The 24096-nt window shown below is 66.7% G+C and carries 22 protein-coding genes and 1 pseudogene; 13 read left to right on the top strand and 10 right to left on the bottom strand.

What is annotated here, in order from left to right:
• Positions 1-11 precede the first annotated feature (11 nt).
• From CWN80_RS01950 to CWN80_RS01955, 3 genes are read left to right on the top strand one after another with little or no spacing between them, the layout of a single operon-like run.
• Positions 12-935, top strand: a complete 924-nt coding sequence (locus CWN80_RS01950; protein WP_007924971.1) for an N-acetylmuramoyl-L-alanine amidase — start codon at positions 12-14, stop codon at positions 933-935.
• Positions 932-1084 (top strand): hypothetical protein, encoded by a 153-nt coding sequence (locus CWN80_RS15280; RefSeq protein WP_157986894.1) that lies wholly within the window; start codon positions 932-934, stop codon positions 1082-1084. Before CWN80_RS01950 ends, CWN80_RS15280 begins: the two co-directional genes overlap by 4 nt.
• A 4-nt stretch (positions 1085-1088) precedes the next feature.
• The gene (locus CWN80_RS01955) at positions 1089-1493 is read left to right on the top strand and encodes a hypothetical protein (protein ID WP_007924973.1); all 405 of its coding nucleotides are present in this window, start codon (positions 1089-1091) and stop codon (positions 1491-1493) included.
• A gap of 162 nt (positions 1494-1655) precedes the next feature.
• On the opposite strand, the gene CWN80_RS01960 is transcribed toward CWN80_RS01955, so the two are convergent.
• Positions 1656-2873: an AAA family ATPase gene (locus tag CWN80_RS01960; RefSeq protein ID WP_083853609.1), complete on the bottom strand. Its 1218-nt coding sequence runs from the start codon at positions 2871-2873 to the stop codon at positions 1656-1658.
• A 531-nt stretch (positions 2874-3404) separates the two neighbouring features.
• Here CWN80_RS01960 and CWN80_RS15285 point away from each other — a divergent pair.
• Positions 3405-3551, top strand: coding sequence for a hypothetical protein (locus CWN80_RS15285; protein WP_156811718.1), 147 nt, complete (start codon positions 3405-3407; stop codon positions 3549-3551).
• Positions 3552-3774: 223 nt separating this feature from the next.
• Complete coding sequence (locus CWN80_RS01965; RefSeq protein WP_007924976.1) at positions 3775-4410, top strand: hypothetical protein; 636 nt, start codon at positions 3775-3777, stop codon at positions 4408-4410.
• On the opposite strand, the gene CWN80_RS01970 is transcribed toward CWN80_RS01965, so the two are convergent.
• The 3 genes from CWN80_RS01970 to CWN80_RS01980 all read right to left on the bottom strand — a co-directional run bounded on the left by CWN80_RS01970 (position 4411) and on the right by CWN80_RS01980 (position 9291).
• Positions 4411-5666 (bottom strand): IS3 family transposase gene (locus CWN80_RS01970; RefSeq protein WP_420319490.1). Its coding sequence is split into 2 segments (ribosomal slippage): positions 4411-5324 and positions 5324-5666, totalling 1257 coding nucleotides; the frame shifts between segments, so codons are not numbered across the junction.
• Positions 5667-5939: 273 nt separating this feature from the next.
• Entirely contained in the window at positions 5940-7988 is a 2049-nt protein-coding gene (locus CWN80_RS01975; protein ID WP_128276781.1) for an AAA family ATPase, read from the bottom strand.
• A 532-nt stretch (positions 7989-8520) separates the two neighbouring features.
• Entirely contained in the window at positions 8521-9291 is a 771-nt protein-coding gene (locus CWN80_RS01980) for a hypothetical protein (RefSeq protein ID WP_040880655.1), read from the bottom strand.
• A gap of 330 nt (positions 9292-9621) precedes the next feature.
• On the opposite strand from CWN80_RS01980, the gene CWN80_RS15920 reads away from it, so the two are divergent.
• Positions 9622-9756 carry a hypothetical protein gene (locus CWN80_RS15920; protein ID WP_272948426.1) on the top strand — a complete coding sequence of 45 codons (135 nt, stop codon included), beginning with the start codon at positions 9622-9624 and terminating at the stop codon, positions 9754-9756.
• A gap of 8 nt (positions 9757-9764) precedes the next feature.
• Here the strand turns inward: CWN80_RS15920 and CWN80_RS01985 are convergent, their stop codons facing one another.
• Positions 9765-10751 carry a hypothetical protein gene (locus tag CWN80_RS01985; RefSeq protein WP_007924982.1) on the bottom strand — a complete coding sequence of 329 codons (987 nt, stop codon included), beginning with the start codon at positions 10749-10751 and terminating at the stop codon, positions 9765-9767.
• 515 nt (positions 10752-11266) lie between these two features.
• Positions 11267-11581 carry a hypothetical protein gene (locus CWN80_RS01995; protein WP_007924990.1) on the bottom strand — a complete coding sequence of 105 codons (315 nt, stop codon included), beginning with the start codon at positions 11579-11581 and terminating at the stop codon, positions 11267-11269.
• A gap of 135 nt (positions 11582-11716) precedes the next feature.
• On the opposite strand from CWN80_RS01995, the gene CWN80_RS02000 reads away from it, so the two are divergent.
• Positions 11717-12241, top strand: coding sequence for a hypothetical protein (locus CWN80_RS02000; RefSeq protein WP_007924993.1), 525 nt, complete (start codon positions 11717-11719; stop codon positions 12239-12241).
• A 187-nt stretch (positions 12242-12428) separates the two neighbouring features.
• On the top strand, positions 12429-12854 hold the full coding sequence (locus tag CWN80_RS02005) for a hypothetical protein (RefSeq protein ID WP_007925001.1): 426 nt from the start codon (positions 12429-12431) through the stop codon (positions 12852-12854).
• A gap of 39 nt (positions 12855-12893) precedes the next feature.
• Here the strand turns inward: CWN80_RS02005 and CWN80_RS02010 are convergent, their stop codons facing one another.
• The 4 genes and pseudogenes from CWN80_RS02010 to CWN80_RS15720 all read right to left on the bottom strand — a co-directional run.
• The gene (locus tag CWN80_RS02010; RefSeq protein ID WP_128276782.1) at positions 12894-16085 is read right to left on the bottom strand and encodes a type I restriction endonuclease subunit R; all 3192 of its coding nucleotides are present in this window, start codon (positions 16083-16085) and stop codon (positions 12894-12896) included.
• A gap of 5 nt (positions 16086-16090) precedes the next feature.
• Positions 16091-17341, bottom strand: coding sequence for a restriction endonuclease subunit S (locus CWN80_RS02015; protein ID WP_083853610.1), 1251 nt, complete (start codon positions 17339-17341; stop codon positions 16091-16093).
• Entirely contained in the window at positions 17338-19344 is a 2007-nt protein-coding gene (locus tag CWN80_RS02020; protein ID WP_007925007.1) for a type I restriction-modification system subunit M, read from the bottom strand. The genes CWN80_RS02015 and CWN80_RS02020 overlap by 4 nt, the downstream gene beginning before the upstream one ends.
• A 258-nt stretch (positions 19345-19602) precedes the next feature.
• Positions 19603-19869, bottom strand: a pseudogene (locus CWN80_RS15720) (CpaF family protein); the annotation flags it as partial.
• A 225-nt stretch (positions 19870-20094) separates the two neighbouring features.
• Here CWN80_RS15720 and CWN80_RS02030 point away from each other — a divergent pair.
• The 5 genes from CWN80_RS02030 to CWN80_RS02050 are packed head-to-tail and all read left to right on the top strand — an operon-like array spanning position 20095 to position 24043.
• Positions 20095-20685 carry a BioY family transporter gene (locus tag CWN80_RS02030; protein ID WP_007925010.1) on the top strand — a complete coding sequence of 197 codons (591 nt, stop codon included), beginning with the start codon at positions 20095-20097 and terminating at the stop codon, positions 20683-20685.
• Positions 20672-21649 (top strand): AMP-binding enzyme, encoded by a 978-nt coding sequence (locus tag CWN80_RS02035; protein WP_128276783.1) that lies wholly within the window; start codon positions 20672-20674, stop codon positions 21647-21649. Before CWN80_RS02030 ends, CWN80_RS02035 begins: the two co-directional genes overlap by 14 nt.
• Positions 21646-22767: a thiolase family protein gene (locus tag CWN80_RS02040; protein ID WP_128276784.1), complete on the top strand. Its 1122-nt coding sequence runs from the start codon at positions 21646-21648 to the stop codon at positions 22765-22767. The genes CWN80_RS02035 and CWN80_RS02040 overlap by 4 nt, the downstream gene beginning before the upstream one ends.
• Positions 22761-23450, top strand: a complete 690-nt coding sequence (locus CWN80_RS02045; RefSeq protein WP_007925014.1) for an energy-coupling factor ABC transporter ATP-binding protein — start codon at positions 22761-22763, stop codon at positions 23448-23450. Before CWN80_RS02040 ends, CWN80_RS02045 begins: the two co-directional genes overlap by 7 nt.
• Positions 23447-24043: an energy-coupling factor transporter transmembrane component T family protein gene (locus CWN80_RS02050; protein ID WP_007925016.1), complete on the top strand. Its 597-nt coding sequence runs from the start codon at positions 23447-23449 to the stop codon at positions 24041-24043. Before CWN80_RS02045 ends, CWN80_RS02050 begins: the two co-directional genes overlap by 4 nt.
• Positions 24044-24096: the final 53 nt, after the last annotated feature.

The following is a 24096-nucleotide window of genomic DNA, read 5'->3' on the forward strand; positions in this document are numbered from 1 at the left end:
TCCCATCGTCGTTGTCCGGCCCCGCCCTCAAGTTCGACCAGCCCGGAGACCGGAAGGTCGTCACCATCTCCGGCCCGCCGCAGGCCCGCCAGGAGCGCGAGTACGACCCGCCGGTCACGCGGAGGCGATCTGACATGGACCGCTACTTCGACCCCGAGCTGCGAAGCGCAAGGTGGCGGCCGCTCGTGGTGAGCGCCTCCTGCACGGCGACGGCGGCCATGCGGTTGCCGCTCCACGCCTTGCCCCACAGCTGCGAAGCCTCGGTGAGGGCCTTCGCGCCCCCGACCGGCGTCGGCGTCTGGGTGCCGCGCAACATCGAGGCGATCCACCTCGCCAACGGCTGGAACAACGGTGTCGGCTACCACTTCATGGTTGACCAGGCCGGCACCATCTACGAGGGCCGCGGCTGGGACAACATCGGCGCCCACTCCCCGCCGCACAACACTGACGGCCTCGGCGTGTACGTCGCCATCGGCGGCGACCAGAAGCCCACCGACGCCGCGCTCGCCTCCGTGCGTGCCCTCTACGACGAGGCGTGCAAGAAGACCGGCCGCACCCTCTACAAGCGCTGGCACGGCTACGACTACGCGACCGCGTGCCCCGGCCCCCACCTCATCGCGTGGGTCAAGGCCGGGATGCCCGTCAAGAGCACCACCCCTGCAGCATCCACCCCGAAGAGAGACGAGTACGACATGGCTTCCCTTGACGACCTCCGCAAGATCGTCCGCGAGCACGCGGGCGCGCAGCTGACCGACAAGGTCACCCTCTCCCCCGGCACCGCCAAGGCCATCGGGTGGGGCGACCGGAAGAACCCGACCATGACCCTCGGCGGCATCCTGCAGAACTCCCTGCGCCTGTCCGCCGACGCTGCCGCCGGCATCACTCGCACCCGCGAGGAGTTGGCCGCCCTCGCCGACGAGATCGAGCGACAGTGACCCCCCGCGCGCTCATCCTCACCCAGACCGACGCCCTCCACAGCCGCGACCGCGACGCTGCCCTCGCCCGCGCACTCGGCCTCTTCCTTTCCGGCTGCCTCATCCTCGCGTGGGCCGCCCTGCGCATCCTCGACACGATCGGAGCCTGAACCCATGGCCAAGCACGCCACCCCTCGCGCCCTGACCATTCTCGGCCGCGAGCCGGCCGCGTGGGTCGGCCTCGTCGAGGCACTGCTCGCCCTCCTCGTCGTCTTCACGCTCGGCGTGAGCGCCGAGTCGGCCGTCCTCATCATGGCGGTCGTCTCCGCGCTCGCCGGCGTCTACACCGCGTGGACCACCCGCGACACCGCCCTCGGCGCCATCGTCGGTCTGGCCAAGGCGTCGATCTCTCTCGCGGCGTACTACGGGCTGGACCTCTCCGTTGGGCAGCAGGGCGCCCTCATGGCCCTCGTGCCCGTGCTCCTCGGCTTCTGGCAGCGCACCCAGACCGCGCCCGTGTCCGACCCGGTCGACCCCAGCCCAGCCCAAGTCGTGCCCGTCACCGACGACACTGCCTGACCTTCCCTCCACCTCGCATGCGACTGCGCCCCCTTCGCCCATCACGGCGAAGGGGGCGCTCTTCGTCGTGCTCAGGGGTGGGCGGCCCGCACAGCGGGGAACGTGAAGGCCCCTCCCGAGACGGGAGGGGCCTTCACTCTGGGAGGTTCTTGGCGAGGATCGCTACTCAATAAGTTGATTCCAGTCGGTAGCCGAATCGTATTTGAAGAGGTCCCCCTGATATCCGTCAGGGATTAGGTTTTGGGCTAGGGCGGCCATGATGGCAAACGGCTGCATAAGAGGATCTCGGAAGCGATATCTGAATTTTCGAGGCTCTCCTTTGCGCTGTAGAACCTCGCCTCGCCCATCGCTCAGGAACTCAGAAAGGTGCCGCGAGAATGCCGGGATATCATAGGGGCGACCCATAATTCGCGACAACGGCTCCTTGACCGAGGCAGCTGTGAAGTAACCCAGTTCATCCTTCTCGGCGAGGGCGCATGCCGCCAATACCTGAGCGAAAAGACTCTCGGGACGCGGGGACTGTGTGGCTGCCATGTAGGCAGAACGTGCGGAGTGGGTGCCCTCTACGTAGTTCTTTGCAGCGCGCTCCACATGGTGGAGCGAGACATGGTCCAAGTCCTCCTGAACCGTCAACGTGCCGGCGCCCAGGGACAGTGCATGAGCGTATGTTGGAAGACCCTCTGCGAGCTTGACGATCCGGCCAAGCGCAGCGTTGTCCACTGTCATGTCTGCTTCACGGAAGCCCTCGATGATTAACTCTGCGATCTCGCGTTGTACCATGCGCGGCATCGCCACCTCCTCGAGCGCTCGCCGCACTGACTCATGCTCACCAATCAACTGCTCAATAGAGTCAGACACGCCGACCAAAACAAGCTTGGTGGGGATCGCGCGATCTGACAGGGCCTTGATCGTGTCCGCCATCAACGAGAGGGCGTCGCCATCATCCAAACGATCATACTCATCAATCACGATGACCATGGGCGGATCAACCTTGGCCAAATGCTGTCTGATCTCGTCCGGAGACGGCTTCCCATACGCCCATGCGTCAGGAACAGTTAATCCAACTTCTGAGAAGATGCGCGTCCAAACAGTCTTGAATGTGTCGTCCACGCCACAGTTCACTCTCACAGCGTATTCACGAAAACTGCTGCTGGTAGGCACAAGCAACTCAGACAGAATATTGGCCAGAGACGTCTTGCCGACCCCCCGTTCTCCATAAAGAACGATATGCCGTCCAGGCTGAGCCACAGCGCCAGTAATTTGCATAATTTGCTCGAAACGCCCAGCAAAAGCCTTCCGCTTGCTGATCGGTGTTGAAGGGGTGAAGACCTGGTTGAGTCGATGAATTTTACCGAGTTTCGCGTCTTCACTGACTGTCATGCCCCTAATGCTCTACTACAAGTAGAGCCCTGTCAACTACTAAGTACGCCTACGACGCTGCACCATCGCCGCCGCTGCCTCGCCTCCGGGCCCCGCCCCAGCCGACAGCGACAAGCCAGCCTCGCACTAGTGTCACCCACATGGCGCGCTACCCCTCTGGCATCACCCCCATGCCGAGCCGAGACGTCGCCGACGCGCGCGCACGAGCCGCTCAGATCGCTCTCGAGGGGCACGCTAGCTGGTCAGTTGGCTCTCGACATGCGGACCCGGACTACCCGCCATACGGTGTCGTTCATGGATAAACCACCGGGGGGAACCGGTCTGCCGTTGTGGGTGCTCGCAGTCCTCGTGATTGGCACCCTGGCCGTCGTCATCGGGACGACCCTGTTCTAGCCAGAACTGACCGAGGACGATGCAGGCAATGCGCGAGGTCGCCGCGATGCCTCGGCTCCGCAGCTGATTCGTGGGACTGGGCCTTGTCCAAGCCATCGCGCCGGACGATACTCACAAGGACCAGATGGGAGGTCGCTCATGAGCATCAAGGTCACGCGCGAACAGGTCGCCGCAGCCAAGATCATTCGCGCGCTCGACAAGGCCGAGGGACGCAAGAGCGATGAGTGGATCCTCAGGCTGATCAACGCCAAGGAACGACGGGCGGACCGCGTCCACGGTGACTGATAGCGGCCGCCGGCACACGACAGTTCGATAGCGCGTGATTCGCGCGTCGTCACCCTCGCAGCGAAAGGCAGCCAGCAGATCCGTGTACGCATCGCTGGCCAAGAACACCTCGCCGAAGATCCACTCACCCCAGCAGCAGCCGTCGCCATACCCGGACTCTCGACCTACCGCCTCCAAAATGACGTCTGCCTCTACCCTCGTGCTCGAAAGGTGAGTGATTGTTGTGGCGTACGGCGAGCCTGTCTTCAGGGCCGATCGAGTGGATACCAACGGCATCGAGGTGTCGCTGGTCGGCCACTCCCGACACACCTCCACCGAATCCTGGATGACCTTCTCCTGGCGGACCAGGCTGTCCCCTGGGGGGAGCAACCGCCGGTTCTACATGCACCGCGGTGAGCCCTGGGGCATGAGCACTTCGGTCGCCCTGAGCATGCTCCACGAGTTGAACGACCAGCACCGCCTTTCCAGCGACCCCGCACCCACAGTCCGACCCGAGGTGCTCTTCTCGACATCCATGACACCGGACATGCGCAGCAGGATCTGGACGCAGATCTGCCTACCCGAGGACCGTTGGAGCCAAGACGTGGAGTTCGTCGTGACGCAGGACCCCTACCGGCGCAACCAGTGGCGCAAGATCGGCATCGTTGACAGTGCGAGCGGACAAGTAGCGTTCCGGTCCACGACCCTGGATGGCACGTACCCACCGAAGAAGATCATCCCGTCCTGGACGGATTGGTATCTCGACAACTCGATGCTGGATTGCGAGGGACGTGAGTTGGGAGCCTTCCTCGATCTTCTCACCGGTACTCGAGAGCCCATGGCTCGGACCTTACCCCCGGTTCATGGACACGGGGTGTGATTACGCGGCAGGTTGCAGCGTAACGGTGGAGCTGGTCTCGAAGGTCAGCGGTGAGGTGTAGCGGCACCAGGAGTGACGTCGCTTCGTGTTGTAGCGGGCCGCCCACTTGAAGACCTGCCGTCGGCAGGCGAGCTCGTCGCTCCAACACGCGGCGTCCTGGAGGACCTCGCGCTTCATGGTGGCGTTGAAGGACTCGGCGAGGGCGTTGTCGGCGGAGGTGCCTACCGCGCCCATGGACTGGGTCACGCCGAGCTTCTTGCAGAGCTTGGCGTAGTCCTTGGAGCAGTAGACCGACCCGTGGTCGCTGTGGAAGACCGCGCCCTTGAGGCTGCCCCGGGTCGCGGCGGCGGCCTTGAGAGCGTCCTCGACCAACTCGGTGCGCATGTGGTTAGCGACGGCCCACCCGGCCAGTCGTCGTGAGTAGCAGTCGATGACAGTGGCCAGGTACAGGTTGCTGCCGTCAGCGATCGGCAGGTACGTGATGTCGTCGACGTAGCGGCGGTTGATGCCCTCAGCGGTGAAGTCGCGCTTGAGAAGATCCGGGTACTTCTGCCCCGAGGGCTCGGGGATCGTGGTGCGCACGCGACGTTTCTTGACGTAGCCGGCGATGTTCGCGGCACGCATCACTCGTGCGACGCGCTTGTGGTTGACCCGCTCGCTCTCGGAAACGCCGTCGTTGAGCTCGGCCGTGATCCGCGGCGCGCCGACGGTGTTGTCGACCTCATGGACGACTCGGATCCGCGCCTCGAGCTCAGCATCATCAGCGGCCCGCTGCGCCCGGGCGGGTGCTCCTGCCCTCCATGCGTAGTACGAAGACCGCTCGACCTCGAGCAGCTGACACAGTCGCTTCACCGGGTAGGTGGTGGAGTTGTCGGCGACGAACTGGAAGCGACTCACCAGCGCGTCTCCCCGGCGAAATACTTGGCCGCCCGTTGGAGGATCTCCCGCTCGGTCGTCAGCTTGGTCCTCTCGGCCCGTAGCGCCGCGTTATCAGCCTCAAGCCGAACGATCCGTTGCTGCGGTGTCTCGCCGACCGGCGCAACACTCGCGGGGTGATCGGCTTGCGACGGGCTCGAGGTCAACGTCCCGTCATCAGCGGTCTTCCTGCCGGTCCCGTACACCTCGAGCCACTGCCGCAGCGTGCCGCGCACGATTCCCAGATCCTCGGCGATACCGCGGACCGTGGCCCCCGGGGTGGACTCGTACAAGTCGACGGCTTGACGACGAAACTCTTCGGAGTAGTTCTTCCTGGCCATGGATCGATCATCTCGCTTCCCCAGCAAATGCTGGATTCAGCGTGTCCATGAACCGGGGTCAGGGCCCGTTGCCGTTGCGCCGCCGACATAACCCCGGTGCAGTTGTTATCCCGTGAGCAATCACGATCCCTCTTCTAGGCACCACCAGTCCCGTCGGCACACAGGGGGATTAACCGGCTCTTCAGGTGTGAGGGGATAGAACCGCCTTCCCCCGGACCGATGCGGAAGTCGGCTGCATGCAAGATCGGAGCTGAGGCGTCCTGCTTGCCAGGCTCAGCCTGGCAGGTTGCTCTCGTAGGTGTGCAGGGCGTTGGCGCTCTGCCGAAGTACGTTGATGAAGTCGTTCGGGATGTGGTCCAGGCGCTGGCAGGCTTCTCGAATCGTCGTCGGCTCGAAGTCAGCGCCGTAGGTCATGGTCAGCCACCGCTTGAAGTCCTTGGGAACGCGCTTGGCTGCCGCTCGTCGCTCAGCGTGCTCGACCCGCAGATCTTCCCAGGACGCAGCGCTGGGCACGAAGGACTGGACGGGCAAGTACTCGATGATGTCTGCCTTGGACACGCCGAGCGGCTCGATCCGAGCATGACGGCCACGGCCACGTGTGATCGAACGCATTAGCCACTCCTGCATCCATTCGGACTCAGTGTTATTTGGCCAATCGATCCCCTCAAACAACACTCGGCGGGCCGTCTCGGGGGCATCGACGTGCTTGCGCGCTTCGGCCCACGCAGCAGACAGGCCTTCGGCGGGAATGCCGTCCAAGAGGGCCAGCAAGAGCGCGTCGGTGAAGTCGAAGAGCGTGCGAGCTTCGATCGCCCCCGGCAGATTGCTGGCACCCCGGAGCGCGAGGATCTCGATGCTCAGATCGGCCAGCTCCTTACCGATCACCTCGGTGAGCACTGTCTCGTCGTGGGCCCCTTCGACGAGCAGGAACCCGCGCCGGGTGGACAACAGGTCAGTCGTGGTGAGCCCGAGCTCCTGCAGCTCGCCGCGTTCGGCCGAGCCGAGAAGTTTCATGCCCGAGAACCTGCTCACGCCGCCGCCTCGAGCGTAGAACTCCTCACGAACCGCGACTGGTGCGACGCGCTCGTCACTCAGCAGCGCCGGGCTGTGTGTCGCACACCAGACCCACGTGCTCTCGGCCTGGCCCAGTTCCGCGAGCCAACTCAGGGCCTGCCGCTCCGCGGACCGGTGGAGCCCTTGCTCCGGTTCGTCGATGATAAGTAGGCGGCCTGAGGAGCCGTCGGTCATATCTGCCGTTGCTCGTTCGATGGCCAGACTGGCCCAAGTGGCCTCGGCTGTGCTCAACTGCCTGAAAGGGAGGAGGCTCGGCTTCCCCATCAAGCGCTCTCCTGGGACTGCCGCCATCCACTCGACCTTCTTCCCGCGAAGCAGGTCCGCGTGATCGGGTACCTGCAGCTGTAGTCCAACTGAGGTCGGCAATGCTCGTCGCAGGTGCTTGGTGGCCTCTTGGCTGAGTTCGTTGGCCCAGGCTTCGAGGTCAGCACCTTCTTTCAGTAGTTGTGCCAGGTGATTGCCGACGGTCATGACGTCCGGCTCCGGCTCGGAGCGGAGATCCACGCACCTGTACCCCGTTTCATAACCTGGACTGATGTTGTCTGGCCGGTGCCATTTGCTTCCGATGCCGATGGACGCGAACCAGATCTGCTCCCCTTCCAGCGTCGAGAGCCACTCGATATCGAAGGGGTGCGACTCCAAACCTGACGCCTTCGGACGGTCCCTCAGCGTGGCCATGTACGCGTTCAAGTCGGGGTGCTCCCGCGACTCGAGGTAGCAGGGACGGACCACGACCCGGTCGAGTTCGTCACGGGTGATCTCGAAGTAGCGCTGCTCGAGGACCGAGCGCCAGAGGCTTGGGTCTTCGTTCCACGGCTTGCCCATCCAAGGCATGCTCCACGCCTGCACTTCACTGTCGATGTACTGCTCGTAGGCACCCCTGACCTGGCTATTCGAGAAGTCGCCAATGTTCGGGACGATGTGCAGCAAGTAGTCGCTCAGGAAACCGTAGAAGGTGTCCGACTCCCACCCGCTCTCTTGGGCGAGGTCGGCGCTTTCGGCCGTGGACGGCCGCTCAGGGAGGCGCGCTTCGACGATGAGGGAGCACGTCGAGCGGTACAGATCCGCATCCCTGGTCGGTCGGGGCTCGTGCTGGGCCCCGCCGTTAAAGAGGTGATTCACTGCGGCCAACGTCCGGCTCTTACCGACGCCGTTCTTCCCGAACAACGCGTAAGTGGCCTGCCCCCAAGGAATGAACGTCGTCTGTGTACCAGGGAGTTCGAAGATCAGGCCGATGGGAGCAGACATGTCACCAACTTATCTATCAATCCCCGCCCTTGGGCCACTCCGACCTGACCGTCGAGGACTCCTGTCAGGGCCCCGTCGCAGACGGACGTTGCTTACCGGTCGCGCCTCGTCGAGTAGTCGCGCACTTGTTCGAGTCCCAGCGACCACAGGGCCGATTCCTGGAGAAGGTCTGATCCGGGTCTAGTCGGCGACGCTCGCTGGACGCTACCGTCGAAACTATGAGCGCCCTCGAGATCGTGGAGATCGACATCGAACAGGGCGACCTTGTCGAGCTGGACCGTCTGGCGTCTCGCTTCGACGGGGACCGGTCGATATTCCTGCGTGAGGCAATCCGAGTGATGTCCCAGCGCCGGGCGGCTGAGGAAGGTCGTGACCCGGCAGAAGTTGTCACCCACTCGAGAAGCCGAATCCGCCGACGAAGCGGATCGCATCCGCCCTACCAGGGGCGGGGTCGGACACGAGAACGGCTGGTAGTTCGCAGTCGACAGGACGCGGCCCACGCCCATGCAAGACATGAGCACAGCCCGAAAGATCAGTGCTCACGCGTGATGTGCCCGCGGAGACCCGTCTCAGTGAGGTACTGCGCCCGGCAAGAGGGACATGAGTGAAGTCCTCCGCGACCCGATTCCCACTGCTCGATGGTCGCGACCCACCACCAGTAGGACAGGCCATCTCGCCCGTCCGGGCTCGGTAGAAGGCCCGCCCGACGATGACGCGTCACCGTCGCCTTGTTCCACCCGAACCGTTCGGCCAGGTCCAGTGACTGAAGGCGTCTCGGCAGTGAGCTCTTCCCCTCATCCAGCTCTCGCCCTAGCCGTCTCGGTGTGGTCCCGATGATGGCAGCGACTTCCGCCAGCGGCGCGCCGCCGATCCACTGGGTATAGGCCTCGATGACCTGTGCATCGCTCGCAGACGGGTCATGCCCCGGCCAACCGTCCAGGGCGAGCCTGATCACCTCTGGCGAAGTCCTGGCCAGTTCAGCGATCGACTCGTCACCTATGCCGCCGGCACGGGCCCGCGCCCACGCTGCGACATCGTCCAGGTGCGGCACGATCAGACGCATGGCCGTGCTGTGGAGCAGTCCCTGGACCTGGCTGTGTGCCACACCCAGCTCGGCAGCCAAGTCGACGATGCGGACCTTGCCCCGCATCCGGCGCAGAACCATGCCGACATGCTTCTGGAGCGGAGGGGCTCGGTGCTCGTCCAGCCACAGCGCCACGTGCACCGGTGAGGTCAAGCCCTCACGCCGCAGAGCCTCCACCCACACGGGTGCCAGGACGCTCAGGTCGGCTCCGTTGTGCACGGTGTGCAGGCTATCTCCGCGCTCTCGACCTGCGGGCATCACGGTTCGGCTCTAGGCTCCCTGCTGATGTACAGGGGATGGCCCGGGGGAAGCGCGGCAGGGACGTGGCTGCTGGTGCTCGCCGCGGTGGTCGCGGTCGGTATCGTCGTCGGGCCGTACATCTTCTGAGTTGAACAGCTCGAGCGCGGCACGGCTCGACTGCGGCCGCAGCTCGAGTCGGAGCAGGCGCGGCTGCGCGCAGCGCAGCCGGCCGACGACGGCCTGCGGTGGTTCACCGGCACAGGTGCCGGCGCGGCCTGGGGCAGTGCCGACGTCGCGACGAAGAAGCACGTGCTGCGGGCGCTGGGCGACATGGTCGGGCTGACGATCACCATCGACAGGATCGGTGCCGGCGCGTCTTCGAAGGCCGACGCGGGTCGGTACGAGGGGATCAGGATCGAGCCAGCCACTGCGCGTGACTTGTGATGGACGCGTTAGCCCCCCGCCTCGCCGCTACCCGGCGGCCGGAACCCTTCAAGGCTCGAGAACCACGCCGGGATCCGGGGCCCGTCACCAGGAGTTGGCCCGAAAGCTCGCTCCGCGAGCCGATGGACCTGATCAGGCCACGGACCTGTGGCGAGCTCACCGCCCTCGACCGATGCCAGCACCGTGTCGCCGATCCGCCGAACGCTGGCACTCACGACCGTAGCGTCACCTTCCTGCCGCGCGAGGCCGGTGACATCGCGCCAGCCCGTGTCTCCGAACGTCCGGGTTTCACCCGTGTGCGAGATGATTTCGGCGTACCACCGAGCGGGGTCGATGACGGCGATGAACTCGTCCTCCTTGAGGCTGGAGTCGTCCACTTCCACGATCTCGCGACGGACACCACGGATGCGGACCCGCAGCAGCGCGCGGCTCGCAACGGCATCCTGGATCGGGCCCATCAAGTCTCGCTCGACAGCGTGCCCGGCGATCATCAACTCGTGCACCGCCTGACGAGCCTTCTCCCAGCGGTCGGTTTCGGCATCGCCCTCGACTATTCGGTGGAGCACGTCGACCAGAGTTCTAAGGTCCTCGATGCAGTCATCGAACGCATCGATAACTGCCTCGAGATCCTCCGTGGTGACAGTGACGGGCTTCGGGTCACGACTCCTGAATCGCCGCACTGAGTCGCCGTCATGCTCTCCGTAGTAGGAGTGAACTACCCGGTCACGCTCTGAAGTCCACTTCTCGACATCGCCGAGGCATGCCCGGATCGTGCGCCCCGGTGCGAACTCGAACTCCTTCGTCAGGCCGCTCTCGGTCGCGAGTTCGCGGATGAGCTTGGCCTTCTGGACCAGGGAACTGCCGCCGACCACCACCTGGACGCGGGAGGGCGGCAGCGGGTGGAGAAGCGCGACGAGCACCTGTACGAGCCACTCGTCGACCTCGGCCTGGCGTAGGGCAACCAGACCGACCTTCGACAGAAACGCTTCATTCATGGGCAACCGCGGACGGTTTGGCCAGACTTGTCGGGGGCTCCAAGCGCAGGGCTGCGCTGCCCATCACTCCCGGGAGACTTCCGTAGGGGTCAGAGCTCAAAGCCGCTAGGGCCTCAGTCACGCAGGGCCTTCTCCAACTCGTCCTCGGAGTATCCGAAGGCGTAGTCCTCGTCCTTGCCATTGGACGCCCAGATGCTCGCGGCTTCGTACACGCTCAAGGTTTCGTCGCTGTCGTCCTCCTCATCCGACTCGAGCCCGTACTGACAACTGCCGCAGTACATCTCCGAGTAGGTGTACTTCTTGGTAAGCGGCGTCCCGCACTGCGGACACGGAGGCGTGTCACCGTCGTATGCGTCCTCCTCTTCCCAACTCTTCGGGCGGAAGGCATCAAAAAGGCCCATAGGTCCTCCGATCTGTGGCCCACCTCGGACTCAGCGGGGTGGGTAGAGCATATTGCGTCGCCGGTCTGGGACGTTCCACCTTCAGGCTTCGAATCGGGGCAAGCGAGTAGACCTTCACCGCGGCCCGAGCCAGTCCTCGAGCAGGTCGTCGCGCAGCTGGGAGAGCATGTACCACTGGGGACCGCGCGGCTTGAGCGCGACGTGGTGCAGGTGCTCCTGCTCGTCGTCCTGCCACGCCAGCACGAGCTCCGGCTCGCGCAGGTGGTGCCCGTCCTCGACCCGCGCACGCAGCTCGACGTAGATGCCCTCGTCGGCCGCGGGCACGAGTGCGACGACGGCAGCTCGAATGTCGCCCGACAGGTTCCTGCAGTTGATGTTGTGGCTGTCCCAGGTGTACGGGCACCAGTCGTCTGCTGCAGCACTCGTCATACCCACATGACGCAGGTGGTGTGCATTGAAGGACTGATCGAGCGCCGACTGCCCGCGTGCTCCTCGCACCTCAGCCAGTCTCCGCAAGCGGCACGACACAGTCGGCCTGTCAGTGGGTCCACCTAATGTGACGACGTGGATACTGGAGATGTCGCCCTGCTGATCTCGACGCTGTCGCTGGTCATTGCCGGAGCGTCGCTGGGGTGGCAGGTGGCGCAGTGGCTCCTGTCCGCAGGGCGCGCAAGAGCCGTTCTGATGCACGGCATGCTCCACGGTGCCGGTGCCTTCGTCGGCCCGGTCCGAAAGGACGGATCCGGCTACGACCTGAAGATCCTTCATCGCCAAGGGTTCGAGGGAATCGCCGTCGTCGGTATCCAGGTCACGAACCACGGCCGGGCACCACTCTTCGTCGAGGGGGTCAGCCTCGCCCCGCGAGGCGGTGTCATGAGGTTCGTCCCGATCGCCGAGCTCCACGGGCCAGACCTTCCGCACAGGCTCGAGGCTGGGACGAACGCCAGCTGGTACACCATCGCCGATCACGCTGCGACGCTCGCCGCCAGTTCGCGGGATGTGTTGCGGGAGAAGGTCTCCGGCGTCTACATGACGGCCCAGCTCGGAACAGGGAACACCGTCGAGACCAAGCGAACCTTGCGGGTGTAGCGCATGGGTCGTCGGCGGCGTCGGTCAGCTCGGATGGAGTGACCAGACGGCGGCCTAGCTGAGTGTGGGTCAAGTCCCGGGCGTGGTCTGGCGGAGCGTGTTCCTTAGCGATGGTTCAGGCGGTTCTAGCGGCTCATGTCATCACGGACTCTGGACCCTCATTGTCGATGCTGAAACACTCACGACCATGACCGAGGACCTGATCGCTCTTCCATCCGTCGACGACTACGCGTCCGCCTTCACCGAGGTCAAGGACAAGATCACCCCGAAGCAGCTGGAGTTGCTCAGGTTCCACCATGCCCAACCCGGTCGTGCAGCCTCGGCCAGCACCATGGCGCGAGCCGTCGGCTTTGAGTCCTTCAGCGCGGTCAACGTCCAGTACGGGAAACTCGCGCGGTTGGTCGCCGAAGCGGCGGGTCTCGAACTGGCGGAACACGTCAAGGTCGGGGCACTGGTCCAGTTCGTGCATCCGGATCAAGCAGCCAACGAACACTTTTTGTGGTTGATGCGCGAGAACGTCGCCATCGCGTTGGAGAACCTGGGCTGGGTCCCACGCGTGTCGCAGTACCTCTACCCCGAGCTGGCCCTGAAGCGACTCTCGACGATCGAGTAGGCCGACACCTGTCGGTCCACCGCGAGGGAGAACGGTCATCTACCCGGGCTCGTCTGACATCCTCTGACGCCGCGACTGGTACAGGTAGGCACCGATGAGCCGGATGAGCTCGTCAGCCCGTTCGTTCTCGCCCGTGAGCGCGCCGGTGAGCTTGCCGAAGGCACCTTCGTTCAGCACTGCCGCATCGGTGAGCGTCTCCCGAAGGTCGGGTGAGGTGAGGAACTGGTCCTGGGCGTTGTGGTCGATCTGGTCAGCGATGCGCGCGTCTGCCTCGGCCATGCCGGCTGCGGCGACGACGAAGCCCTCGATCTGGGGATCGGCGAATTCCGAGCCGAACAGGGCATTGATGCGGGAGACCACCTCGGAGAGCAGTTCTTGCTGCGGGTCCTTGCTGGGGGCGTGTGTGCCGATGCCGGTGATGCCTCGTACTGCTGGGGTCTCTTGGTCACCGGCCAGGCCGATGTCGGCCTTGCCCTGATCGATCTGGCGCACCCGGCGCAGCTCGAGACCCGACACGTCCGCGTCGATCTCCTGCCCATCGCCGGGCAGCAGGTGCACCAGCTGGCGCAGGAACTCCGCGAGCTTCTCCAGGTCGGACGTGCCGTAGTCGATGACCTGGGACATGAAGTCGTACAAGCGGACGTAGGAGCCGCAGTCCTTGCGGAAGGTGTGTAGCTCGTCGAGGGCCTGCTGGTCTCCGCTGTTCTCTGCCTCGGCCTTGCGCGCGATGTACTCATCCCGCGCAGGGGTGACCGCTGCGTTCAGCGCCGCGTGCGACTGCACCGGTGCCCACCACGCCTGCGCGTACCGCTCGACGTCGTTCGGCGTGTAGATCCTCGTCTCGGCCAGTTTCGCTGCGAGACGGTGGACGAGGTTCGGATCCGTCTCGGTCTCGACGTGCGCCTCGAGGTAGTAGGTGAGGAACGCATCCTGGATCTCTGTCGGGTCGTTGACGAAGTCCAGCACGAAGGTGCGGTCCTTCACCTCGCCCGACGGTGCCCGGTAGGTGCGGTTGAGCCGGGACAGGGTCTGGACCGCATGCACGTCCGGCAGCTTCTTGTCCACGTACATCGCGCACAGCAGCGGCTGGTCGAAGCCGGTCTGGAACTTGTCAGCGACGATCATCAGCCGGTAGTCGGGCCGGCGGAACTCCTTGGCGAGGTCCGAGCCGAGGCCGGGGTTCATGCTCGCCTCGGTCGCGTCGACCAGTCCGTACTCCTCGTCGCTGATCTTGTCCGAGAACGCCACGATCGTCTGGTATGCGTACCCCTTCTTCGCGAGGTACTTGTCCGTCTCGATCTTGTAGCGCACGGCGGCTTGGCGGGAGTCGGTGACGACCATGGCCTTGGCGTGCCCGTCCAGCAGATGCGCGACTGAGGTGCGGAAGTGCTCGACGATGATCTCGACCTTCTGCCCGATGTTGGTCGGGTGCAGGTTGGCGAACCGCATGATCTTGCGTGTGGCGACCTTCGGGTCCACGAGCCGATCCTCGGTGGCTTCGTCGTCGGTGATGGTCGTGAGGATGCCCTGCTCGCCGCGCTGCTCGATCTCGAACGCGGTCTTGTACGTCTGGTAGCCGCGCAGCACGTCGAGGATGAAGCCCTCCTCGATGGCCTGCCGCATCGGGTAGACGTCGAACGAGACCGGCTTGCCGTCATCGCCAGGTCGGCCGAACAGCGACTTCGTCTTCGCCTTGGGCGTGGCCGTGAACGCCAGCATCGACACGTTCGCCGCGCCGGCACGCGCCGCCGTCTGGGCAGCGATCTTCCGTTCCCGGGCGAGATCGGCCTCGATGACCTCGTTGACGACGTCCTGGGAGTCGACATCCTCCTCGGTGGCGACTTCCCCACCGTCGGTGAGGACCTTCTTCAGGTCCGCGGCCGTCTTGCCGGACTGGGAGGTGTGGGCCTCGTCCACGATGACCGCGAAGTTCTTGTCACCCAGCGTGGACTCCAACAGCCCCTTGACGTAGGGGAACGTCTGGATGGTGACGACGACGATCAGCGCAGAGCCTGTCAGGGCATCGAGCAGCGCACGGGACTTGGACCCGCCGGAGCGACGGATGGCGGTCGAGTCGATGACCGCCACGGTGCCGACGGTGTCGTCGACCTGCTCGACAGCCTGCTGCAGCTGTGCGTCCAGGACACGGCGGTCCGAGACGATCAGGACCTTGTCGAACACCTTGGTGTTGGACGTGTCGTGCAGACGGGCGAGCCGGTGGGCCGTCCAGGCGATCGTGTTCGTCTTGCCGGAGCCGGCCGAGTGCTCGATGAGGTAGCGCTTGCCGGGGCCTTCGAGGGTGATCACCCGCACGGTCTTCTCCACCGCTCGCCACTGGTGGTAGCGAGGGAACATCAACGCGGTGGAGCGCTTGATCTTGCCGGTGGCCGGGTCCTCTGTGGTCTCGGACTTGAGGAACATCTGGGAACCGAGGATCGCCAGCCAGTTGTCGCGCTGCAGGACCTCCTCCCACAGGTACGAGGTCGCTGCACCGGTGGGGTTGGCCGGGTTGCCCGCCGCGCCGGTGTCTGCGTGACCGCGGTTGAAGGGCAGGAAGTACGTCTTCTCCCCCGCCAGCTTCGTGGTCATATGGACCTGGTCGTCATCGAGGGCGAAGTGCACCAGGGCTCGAGTGCCGAAGCCGAGCAGCGGCTGTCCTGCAGGGTCGCGGTCCTTGCGGTACTGCGTGACCGCGGTACGCCACTCCTGCTTGAAGGAGGACTTCAGCTCCGCGGTTGCCACTGGCAGGCCGTTGACGAAGAACACAAGATCGATCGAGCGGGAGTCGCCACGCTTCGGCGAGAAGTGCACCTGCCTGGCGACCCGCAGACGCACCTTGCGGTAGTTATCGGTCACCTGGGGGTTCAGCGTCGTGGCGGGGCGGAACTGGCACATCCGCAGGTGCGCGGTCGCGCCGCGCGTGTGGGAGAACTTCCGACGGAGCACGTTCAACGTGCCGCCGCCGGAGGACATGGGCGTATCGAGCTTGGTCACGAGCGCGTTGAGCAGCGCCTCGCGATCGGCCGGCTCGCTGGGGGTACCGACCCGGACGACCTTGGCGTACTCCTCTGGCTGGGTCTCGGACAGCCACCAGTGCACGTCCTGCGGCCAGAGCGCACGCTTGGCGTCGTAGCCGTCCCCGGTCAGGCTGTACTCCCAGCCGTGGTTGGCAAGGTACTCCGCGATCTCGGCCTCGAACGCCGCTTCTCGGGTTCCGTCGGGTGAAGCCATGTTGCTCAGCCAGCCTTCCGTGATGCTGTGCGGACGTCGACCTGTCCGGTGACCGCGGCCGTGATGAGCGCCGAGCGTCGCTCCTTGGCCAGGGCAATGTGCTCCTCGGCCTTGTCGATCAGTGCGTCGATGCGGGCAGTCACCTCCTCGAGCTCCTTCACCAACTGGTGCTGCTGTTGCAATTCCGGCATCGGAACCCTGAGTGCCCTGAGATCTCCCACGGTGAGCCCTCCCTTAGTCGCGCCGTTCTCGCTACTGATGCGTCGCAGATGGTCATACTGCGACCGCAGCAGCCACAAGAGATAGTCAGGGACCCAGAAGCGTTCATCTGGTTCGATGAATGCGAGATGCTGATTGATCGTCGAGCCGATTCGCAGGATTGTGGCAGCACCTCGAGTCTTCCCCTCACCAGTGAGCGCCACCAAGATCGAGCCCGGTTTCACCATGGGGAGATGGCATTCCTTGACAGCGACTCGAGTCACGAGTTTCGACGGCTCAAGTACCTGAGTGCGGTTGACGACCGATGAGTTCACCCATGGGATATCACCGTCAAGCCAGTACCGGTCCTCGCCGCTACGCGGCGTGGACCCGTTACCCATTCGGGTTCTGCGATGGAGTTTGTCGGGTCTATGCCCGACAGGTGCTGCCTTAGTGAGAACCGACGGCACCACCATGCGCCGCCGCTCCCGCAGCAGCCCGATGAACTCCTCCTGCTTGGCCACCAGCGCGTCGATCTGGACCGTCTCCTGGTCCAGGTAGTCGACGATGGCACGCTGCTCGTCCGGCGGAGGGACTGGGATCGGGATCGATGCGAACGCTGGCGACGACAGTTCGATGAAAGTGGTGCCCTGCCCTCGGGCCATCAAGTCCGCGCGTGCCGCGACAAGTGCAAGTGCCATGTAGCGCGGTTCAACTCCTGCCTGCGGCGCGACCGCCCTGCATCCCTGGTTGAAGGCCGAGATCTCGCCGATGCGGCCGACGTGTCCAATCGGTGCGCGAGTCGACACGAGCACGCTGCCGCCCGGGGCGAGCCCAGCGCCGCGGGTTCCGACCTTAGTGAGCGTGCGCCCGGTTGTCGCGACGAGCGCGCCGTCGGCACCGTTGAGATCCGGCGGAGTGACGAAAGGAAAAGGCCCGTCCCAGTTGACCGGATCTGACGTGGGCGTGCCGCCGTTCAGTACCCGCCCGAGTCTCCTCAGGGGAAGCAAGCGCCAGTCTTCTGGAAGCATGGACGCGTCGAACCAGGACGGCGTCATCCCTCCACCTCGCGCAGAAGGGTCATGATCTCGCCGACGACTCGCTCGAGGTCCGCATCGATCTCTTCGAGCGGCCTGGGCGGCTCGTATGTGTAGAAGTGCCGTGTGAACGGGATCTCGTAGCCGGTCTTGGTCTTGTCCCAGTCGATCCAGGCGTCGTCGACGTGGGGCTTCACCTCGGCATCGAAGTACGCCTGCACGGTCTCCTTGAGCGCCTCGTGTGTCTTGGGACATCCACCCCAGCCGAACGGCACGTTCTCGGTGTCGCGCAGAGCCGGGTCGGGCTCAGGCTCACCCTTGTTCGCGCCGGAGGTGTGCAGGCAGACGCTTGCGGCCTCGTCATGGACGCCGATGGTCTGCCACAGAGCCTTGCGCTGCGCGGCGGTCAAGCTCAAGCCGCAGTCGCGCAGGTGGGAGCCGATGTCCTTGTTGAACTTCTCCCGGTTCAGGTACACCTCGTCACCGAACGACTCGAGGGCTTCACCCAGCCCGTCGACCTTGCCGAGCGTCTTGTGCTCTGTCACGGCGCTGACGGTCTCGCTCGTGCACTGGAAGCGCAGCTGCAGCGGACGCTCGACCGTGACGGTCCAGTACGCGAAGTCGCGGTTGGAGAACACCTTCACCGGGACCTGGATCTCGTCGTCCTCGGCCGACTGGTCGGCGAAGGCACGCACGATCGCCTCGCGCTGCTTCTGGGCGATCTCGACGCGCTTGGAACCAATCGACTTGCGCAGCTTCGAGCCCAGCTCGGTGGCGTCGATGAGCCGGATCTGGCCCTTGCGATCCTCGGGCTTGGCGTTGGTCAGGATCCACAGATAGGTGGCGATGCCGGTGTTGTAGAACATGTCGTTCGGCAGCGCGACGATCGCTTCGACGAGGTCGTTCTCGAGCATGTGACCCCGGATCTCCGAGGGGCCGGAGCCTGCACCGCCGTTGAACAGCGGCGAGCCGTTCAGGACGATGCCAGCGCGACCTCCGCGGCCGGTGTCATCGACGTCGCGCATCTTGGATGCCACGTGCAGCAGGAACAGCATCGCGGCGTCGCCCACCGCCGGCAGGCCCGGCGCGAACCTGCCCTGCCCGCCGCGGACGTGCTCGCCCTTGACCTCTGCCTCCACAGCCTTCCAGTCGGTGCCGAACGGCGGGTTGGACAAGACGTAGTCGAAGCGCTGGTCCTCGAACCGGTCAACCACGAGGGTGTCGCCCTGTCGGACGTTGGACGGGTCCTGACCCTTGATGAGCAGGTCGGCCTTGCAGATGGCGTACGTGCGCGGGTTAATCTCCTGACCGAAGAGCGCCGTGGACGCGTCGGGGTTCAGGTCGTGCAGGTGCTCGTCGGCGACGGTGAGCATGCCGCCGGTGCCGACGGTGGGGTCATAGATGGAACGCACAGCGCCACGCTCGCGCAGAGCCTCGGTGTCGTCGGCGTAGACCAGGTCGACGAGCAGCCGCACCACGTCGCGCGGCGTGTAGAACTGGCCGGCACCGTCGTTCGCGGACTCCGCGAAGCGGTAGATGAGGTTCTCGAACAGATCCCCCATGTCGGCATTCGAGACGTTGTCCGGCGACATGTCGATGACCTCGAAGTGGCGGACCACCTGGGCAAGTCTGTTGCGCGCGTCGAGGGTGCGGATCACGTTCTCGAAGTCGAAGGACTTGAAGACGTCGAGGTTGCCCGAGAACCCACCGACGTAGTCGATGAGGTTCTCCGCGAGGTTGTCCGGGTCCTGCAGCGCCTTCTGCAGCGTGTAGTCACTGGTGGTCCAGAACGCCAGGCCGGCGCTGTCCTCGGACCGGGTGGCGATCTTCAGGCGTGTCCGGCGCTGCTGCTCGCCGTCGTACTTCGCCACGATCTCGGCCATCGCCTCACGGTGCGGGGCCATGACGCACTCGAGGCGTCGCAGCACCGTGAACGGCAGGATGACTGAGCCGTACTCGGCCTCGGAGTACGGACCGCGCAGGGTGTCGGCGACACTCCACACGAAGTTGGACAGAACGGACACGGCACTCCTGGTCAGGTGAGAGCGGATTCGACTCGTGCACCGACCCTATCCACGTGGGGTGACAATGCTGCGCGGGTCGCGCACTCCATCGGACAACGGGTGCCGAGGGGCTGCTCGCGCCGCGCGGCCACCTCTGCCCTGAGCTCGGCCAACCACAGCGCGACCGACGGAGCCCGCGTCCCCGCGCGGACGGGCACTACCCTTGTGCCTCAAGGCAGTTCGGGCTTCGATATCGAGGAGACAGTTGCCGACGCAGGGCGGCGCGTTGATCCAGATCTCCTCGACGCGAGGGTCGTCGAAGTACTGCTGCAGCGGGCCGAAACCCGCGACGGTGTCGAGCACGAGCTTGACCGCGCGCTCGACGTTGCCGAGCGGCGGCAGCCCACCGTGCGTGCTGCGCTCGTCGTAGTCGACGACGGCGGCGCGCACGAGGTCGGCGACCTGCCCGGTCTCGCGGACCGGATCCAGACCGGAGCGTCGGATGAGCTCGCGGACCTCGGTCTCGACGGTCTCGACGGCGTCCATCGGACGACCCCCCTCGTGCGGTGTGGCGTGGCGACACGGACTCCCCGGCCCGATGGACCACGACGCTAGCGATTTGTCAGCGCTTCGCATCTCGAGAATCCACAGGTGCCCCACCTCGCCACCTGAACGGTGTTCTACTCGGGGTGAACCGTGCCATGATGCGTGGCTGAGTCCGACGGCCGCTCCCCCGCACGCCACCCCGGCCGTCCCAACCGAGAGGCACCCGTGTCCACGCAGCGCTCCACCGGCCGCGAGCTGGCGCAGATCGCGACCTTCGCCGGCATCATCGCCGTGCTGGGTCTCGTCCCCGCCATCGCTCCCTTCGGCAATGCCGTCCCCATCACCGCGCAGTCGCTCGGCATCATGCTCTGCGGCGCCGTCCTCGGTGCCCGCCGCGGAGCGCTGGCCGTCCTCGTGCTCCTCGCCCTCGTCGCGCTCGGCCTGCCGCTCCTCGCCGGCGGCCGCGGCGGTCTGGGCGTCTTCGCCGGCCCGAGCGTCGGCTACCTCGTCGGCTGGCCGGTGGCCGCCTACGCGATCGGCATGATGACCCAGGCCATGGGCACGCCCTACCGCGTTGCCCCCGGCGTCGGCATCAACGTCCTCGGCGGCGTCCTCCTGCTCAATCTCCTCGGAGTCGTCGGCATGGTGCTGCGCGCCGACCTGTCCGTCGGCGCGGCCTTCGTCGCGGCCGCCCCCTTCGTCCCCGGTGACCTCGCCAAGGCGGTCATCTGCGCCGTCGTCGCGAAGGGGGTGCACGCCGCCTACCCCGGCCTCATCCGCGCGCGACGGGTGGCCCGCGAGGATGCCCTCGTCTGAGGTCCACGTGCTGACTGCGGCGGACCCCGTGGCCGCCTTCGTCGAGGCCGACCGGATCGGTGTGCCTGTCGCCCTGCCGACCTCCGGCACCTCCGGCCGGCCCCGCACCGTGGTGCGGACGACGGCGTCGTGGACCGACTCCTTCGCCGCTGTCAGCGAGCTGACCGGGACGACGTCGGGCAGTCGGGTGTGGGTCCCCGGTCCGGTCACCGCGACGATGAACCTCTTCGCCACCGTCCACGCCCGCTGGGCCGGCGCGCGGCTCGTCGACGCGCTCGACGACGCCACCCACGCCCACCTGACCCCCACGGCCCTGCGCCGCCTGCTCGCCGACGGCACCGACCTCACCGGCCGCACGCTCGTCGTCGCCGGTGACCGCACCACCCCGGCCGAGGCGAGCGCCGTCACCGCCGTGGGAGGTCACCTCCACCACTACTACGGCGCCGCCGAGCTCTCCTTCGTCGCCTGGGGCGGGCACAGCGACGACCTGCGTCCCTTCCCCGGCGTCGCCGTCGAGTCGCGGGCGGGGACGCTGTGGGTGGACTCCCCCTTCGTCAGCGACGGGTACCTCGAGCCCGACCACGAGCTGCGGCGCGAAGGGGACTGGGTCACCGTCGGCGACCACGGCGAGGTCGTCGACGGCCGGGTCGTCGTCCACGGCCGCGCCGGCGGCATCACCACCGCAGGGGCTACCGTCCGCATCGCCGACGTCGAAGCCGTCCTGCGGCCCCGGTCCACCGGCGAGGTCGTCGTCGTCGGCCTGCCCCACCCCGACCTCGGCGAGGTCGTCGCCGCCGCCGTCACGCATGCTGGGGACGTGCCCCACCTGACCGCCGTCGCCCGCGAGCACCTCGCCCCCACCCAACGACCACGCCGCTGGCTGCACCTCGACCCGCTGCCACGGACCGGGCACGACAAGATCGACCGCGCGGCCGTGCGCTCCGCCCTCGAGGAGGCACGATGAGCCACCCCGTGATCGTCGCCGGCACCCGCTCGGCCATCGGCACCGCCGGCCGCTCCCTCGCCGGTATCCGCGCCGACCAGCTCGCCGGCCCTGTGCTCGCCGCGACCCTCGAGCGGTCCGGCCTCGCCCCGACCGACGTCACCGACGTCGTCCTCGGCAACTGCATGGGCCCCGGCGGTGACGTCGCCCGCTCCGCGGCCCTGCTCGCCGGCCTGCCCGCCGCCGTGCCCGCGCTCACCGTCGACCGGCAGTGTGCGAGCGGCCTGGCCGCCATCGACGTCGCTGTCTCCCTCGTGCGCGGCGGGGCGGGTGCCGTGCTCGCCGGGGGCGTCGAGTCGGTGAGCACCGCCCCGTGGCGGCACTGGCCACCCGTCGACGGTGCCGACCTCCTGCGCTACGAGCGGGCCCCCTTCGCCCCGGAGGGCTGGGAGGACCCCGAGATGGGGCTGGCCAACGACCTGCTCGCGCAGGAGGCCGGCGTGACGCGCGAGCGCCAGGACGCGTACGCGGCCCGTTCGCACGCGCGGGCGGTGGCCGCCCGCGGGGCGGGCGTCTTCGACGCGGAGGTCGTCGCCGTCGCCGGCGTGACCCGCGACGACCGGCCCAAGGCGACGCTCACCGTCGACAAGCTGGCCCGGCTACGACCGGCCTTCCGCGACGAAGGGAGCGTCACCGCCGGCAACTCCTGCGGCATCAGCGACGGGGCGGCCACCGTCGCCGTCGTCGACCGCCCGACGCACGAGCGGCTCGGCGGCCACGGCCTGCGCGTCCTCGCCACCGCGACGGCCGGCGTCGACCCGGCCCGCCCCGGCCGCGGCCTCGTCCCCGCGACGCGGATGGCCCTGCAGCGCAGCGGGATCGGGCTCGACGATCTCGACGCCATCGAGATCAACGAGGCCTTCGCCGGCCAAGTCCTCGCCTGCTGCGACGAGCTGGGGCTCGACGCCGAGCGCGTGTGCGCGCAGGGCGGGGCCCTCGCCCTCGGCCACCCCTGGGGAGCCTCGGGCGCGGTCCTCGCCGTCCGGCTCCTCCACCAGCTGCGGCCCGGCGAGCTCGGCCTCGCCGCGATCGCCGCCGGCGGCGGGCAGGGCGTCGCGATGGTGGTGCAGGCATGCTGATCGACGTCCGCGACGTGACCCACGGCTTCGACGGCCGCCCTCCCGTGCTGCGGGACCTGACCGTCCGCCTCGACGAGCACCGCATCGGGGTCATCGGGGCCAACGGGTCCGGCAAGTCGACCTTCGCCCGGATGCTCAACGGCCTCGTCGTCCCGGAGCACGGCACGGTGACCCTCGACGGCCTCGACACCACCCGCCAGGGCAAGCAGGTGCGACGCCGGGTCGGCTTCTGCTTCACCGACCCCGACTCGCAGATCGTCATGCCGACCGTCGCCGAGGACGTCGCCTTCGGCCTGAGGCGACGCGGCCTGTCCCGCGCCGAGATCGCCGACCGGGTCGAGGCCGCGCTCGCCGCACACGGGCTCGCCGGACGAGGCGACCACCCCGCACACCTGCTGAGCGGCGGGCAAAAACAACTCCTCGCCCTCGCCGCCGTCCTCGTCACGGAGCCCGACCTGCTCGTCATGGACGAGCCGACGACACTCCTCGACATCCGCAACGCCCGTCGGGTCGCCGACGCCGTGCGGGCCCTGACCCAGCAGGTCGTCCTCGTCACCCACCACCTCGACCTGCTCACCGACTTCGACCGGGTGCTCGTCTTCGACGACAGCCGACTCGTCCACGACGGGCCGCCCGCCGAGGCGATCGCGCACTACCTCGACCTCATGGACGCCCGCCCGTGATCGGGCTCTACCGCGACGGCAGCTCGCTGCTGCACCGCCTCCCGGCCGGGGCCAAGTTGCTCGGGCTGCTCCTCGTGGGGGTCGCCTCCCCCTTCGTCCGGTCACCGCTCGTCACGGCGAGCGGGCTGCTCCTCGTGCTGGCCGGCTACACCGTCGCGCGCATGCCGCTCCGCGTGCTCCTGCACCTCTTGCGACCGCTGCTCCTCGTCATGGTGCCGCTCGCCGTCTTCCAGACCATCGTCGCCGGGTGGCAGCGCGCCAGTGTCATCGTCGGGGTGCTCCTCGCCCTCGTCCTCCTCGCGAACCTCGTCACCCTCACCACGCGCACGAGCGATCTCATCGACGTCGTCGTGCGCGTCTGCGGCCCGCTGCGTCGCGTGGGCGTCGACCCCGAGCGCGTCGGGCTCATGCTGCAGCTGGCGATCCGCGCGGTCCCGCTCGTCATCGACCTCGGCCACCGCGTGCGCAGTGCCCAGCACGCACGGGGTCTGACCGCAAGCCCGCGGGCCTTCGCCGTACCGCTCATCGTCGGCGCGCTGCGTCGCGCCGACGAACTCGGCGACGCCCTCGCCGCCCGGGGGCTCGACGACTGACACGTGCCTGTGGACAACCGCGGGCGACCCGTGGCAGACCGGATCTACCGTGC

This window comes from Janibacter hoylei PVAS-1, from assembly GCF_004025845.1.
GTDB lineage: Bacteria > Actinomycetota > Actinomycetes > Actinomycetales > Dermatophilaceae > Janibacter > Janibacter hoylei.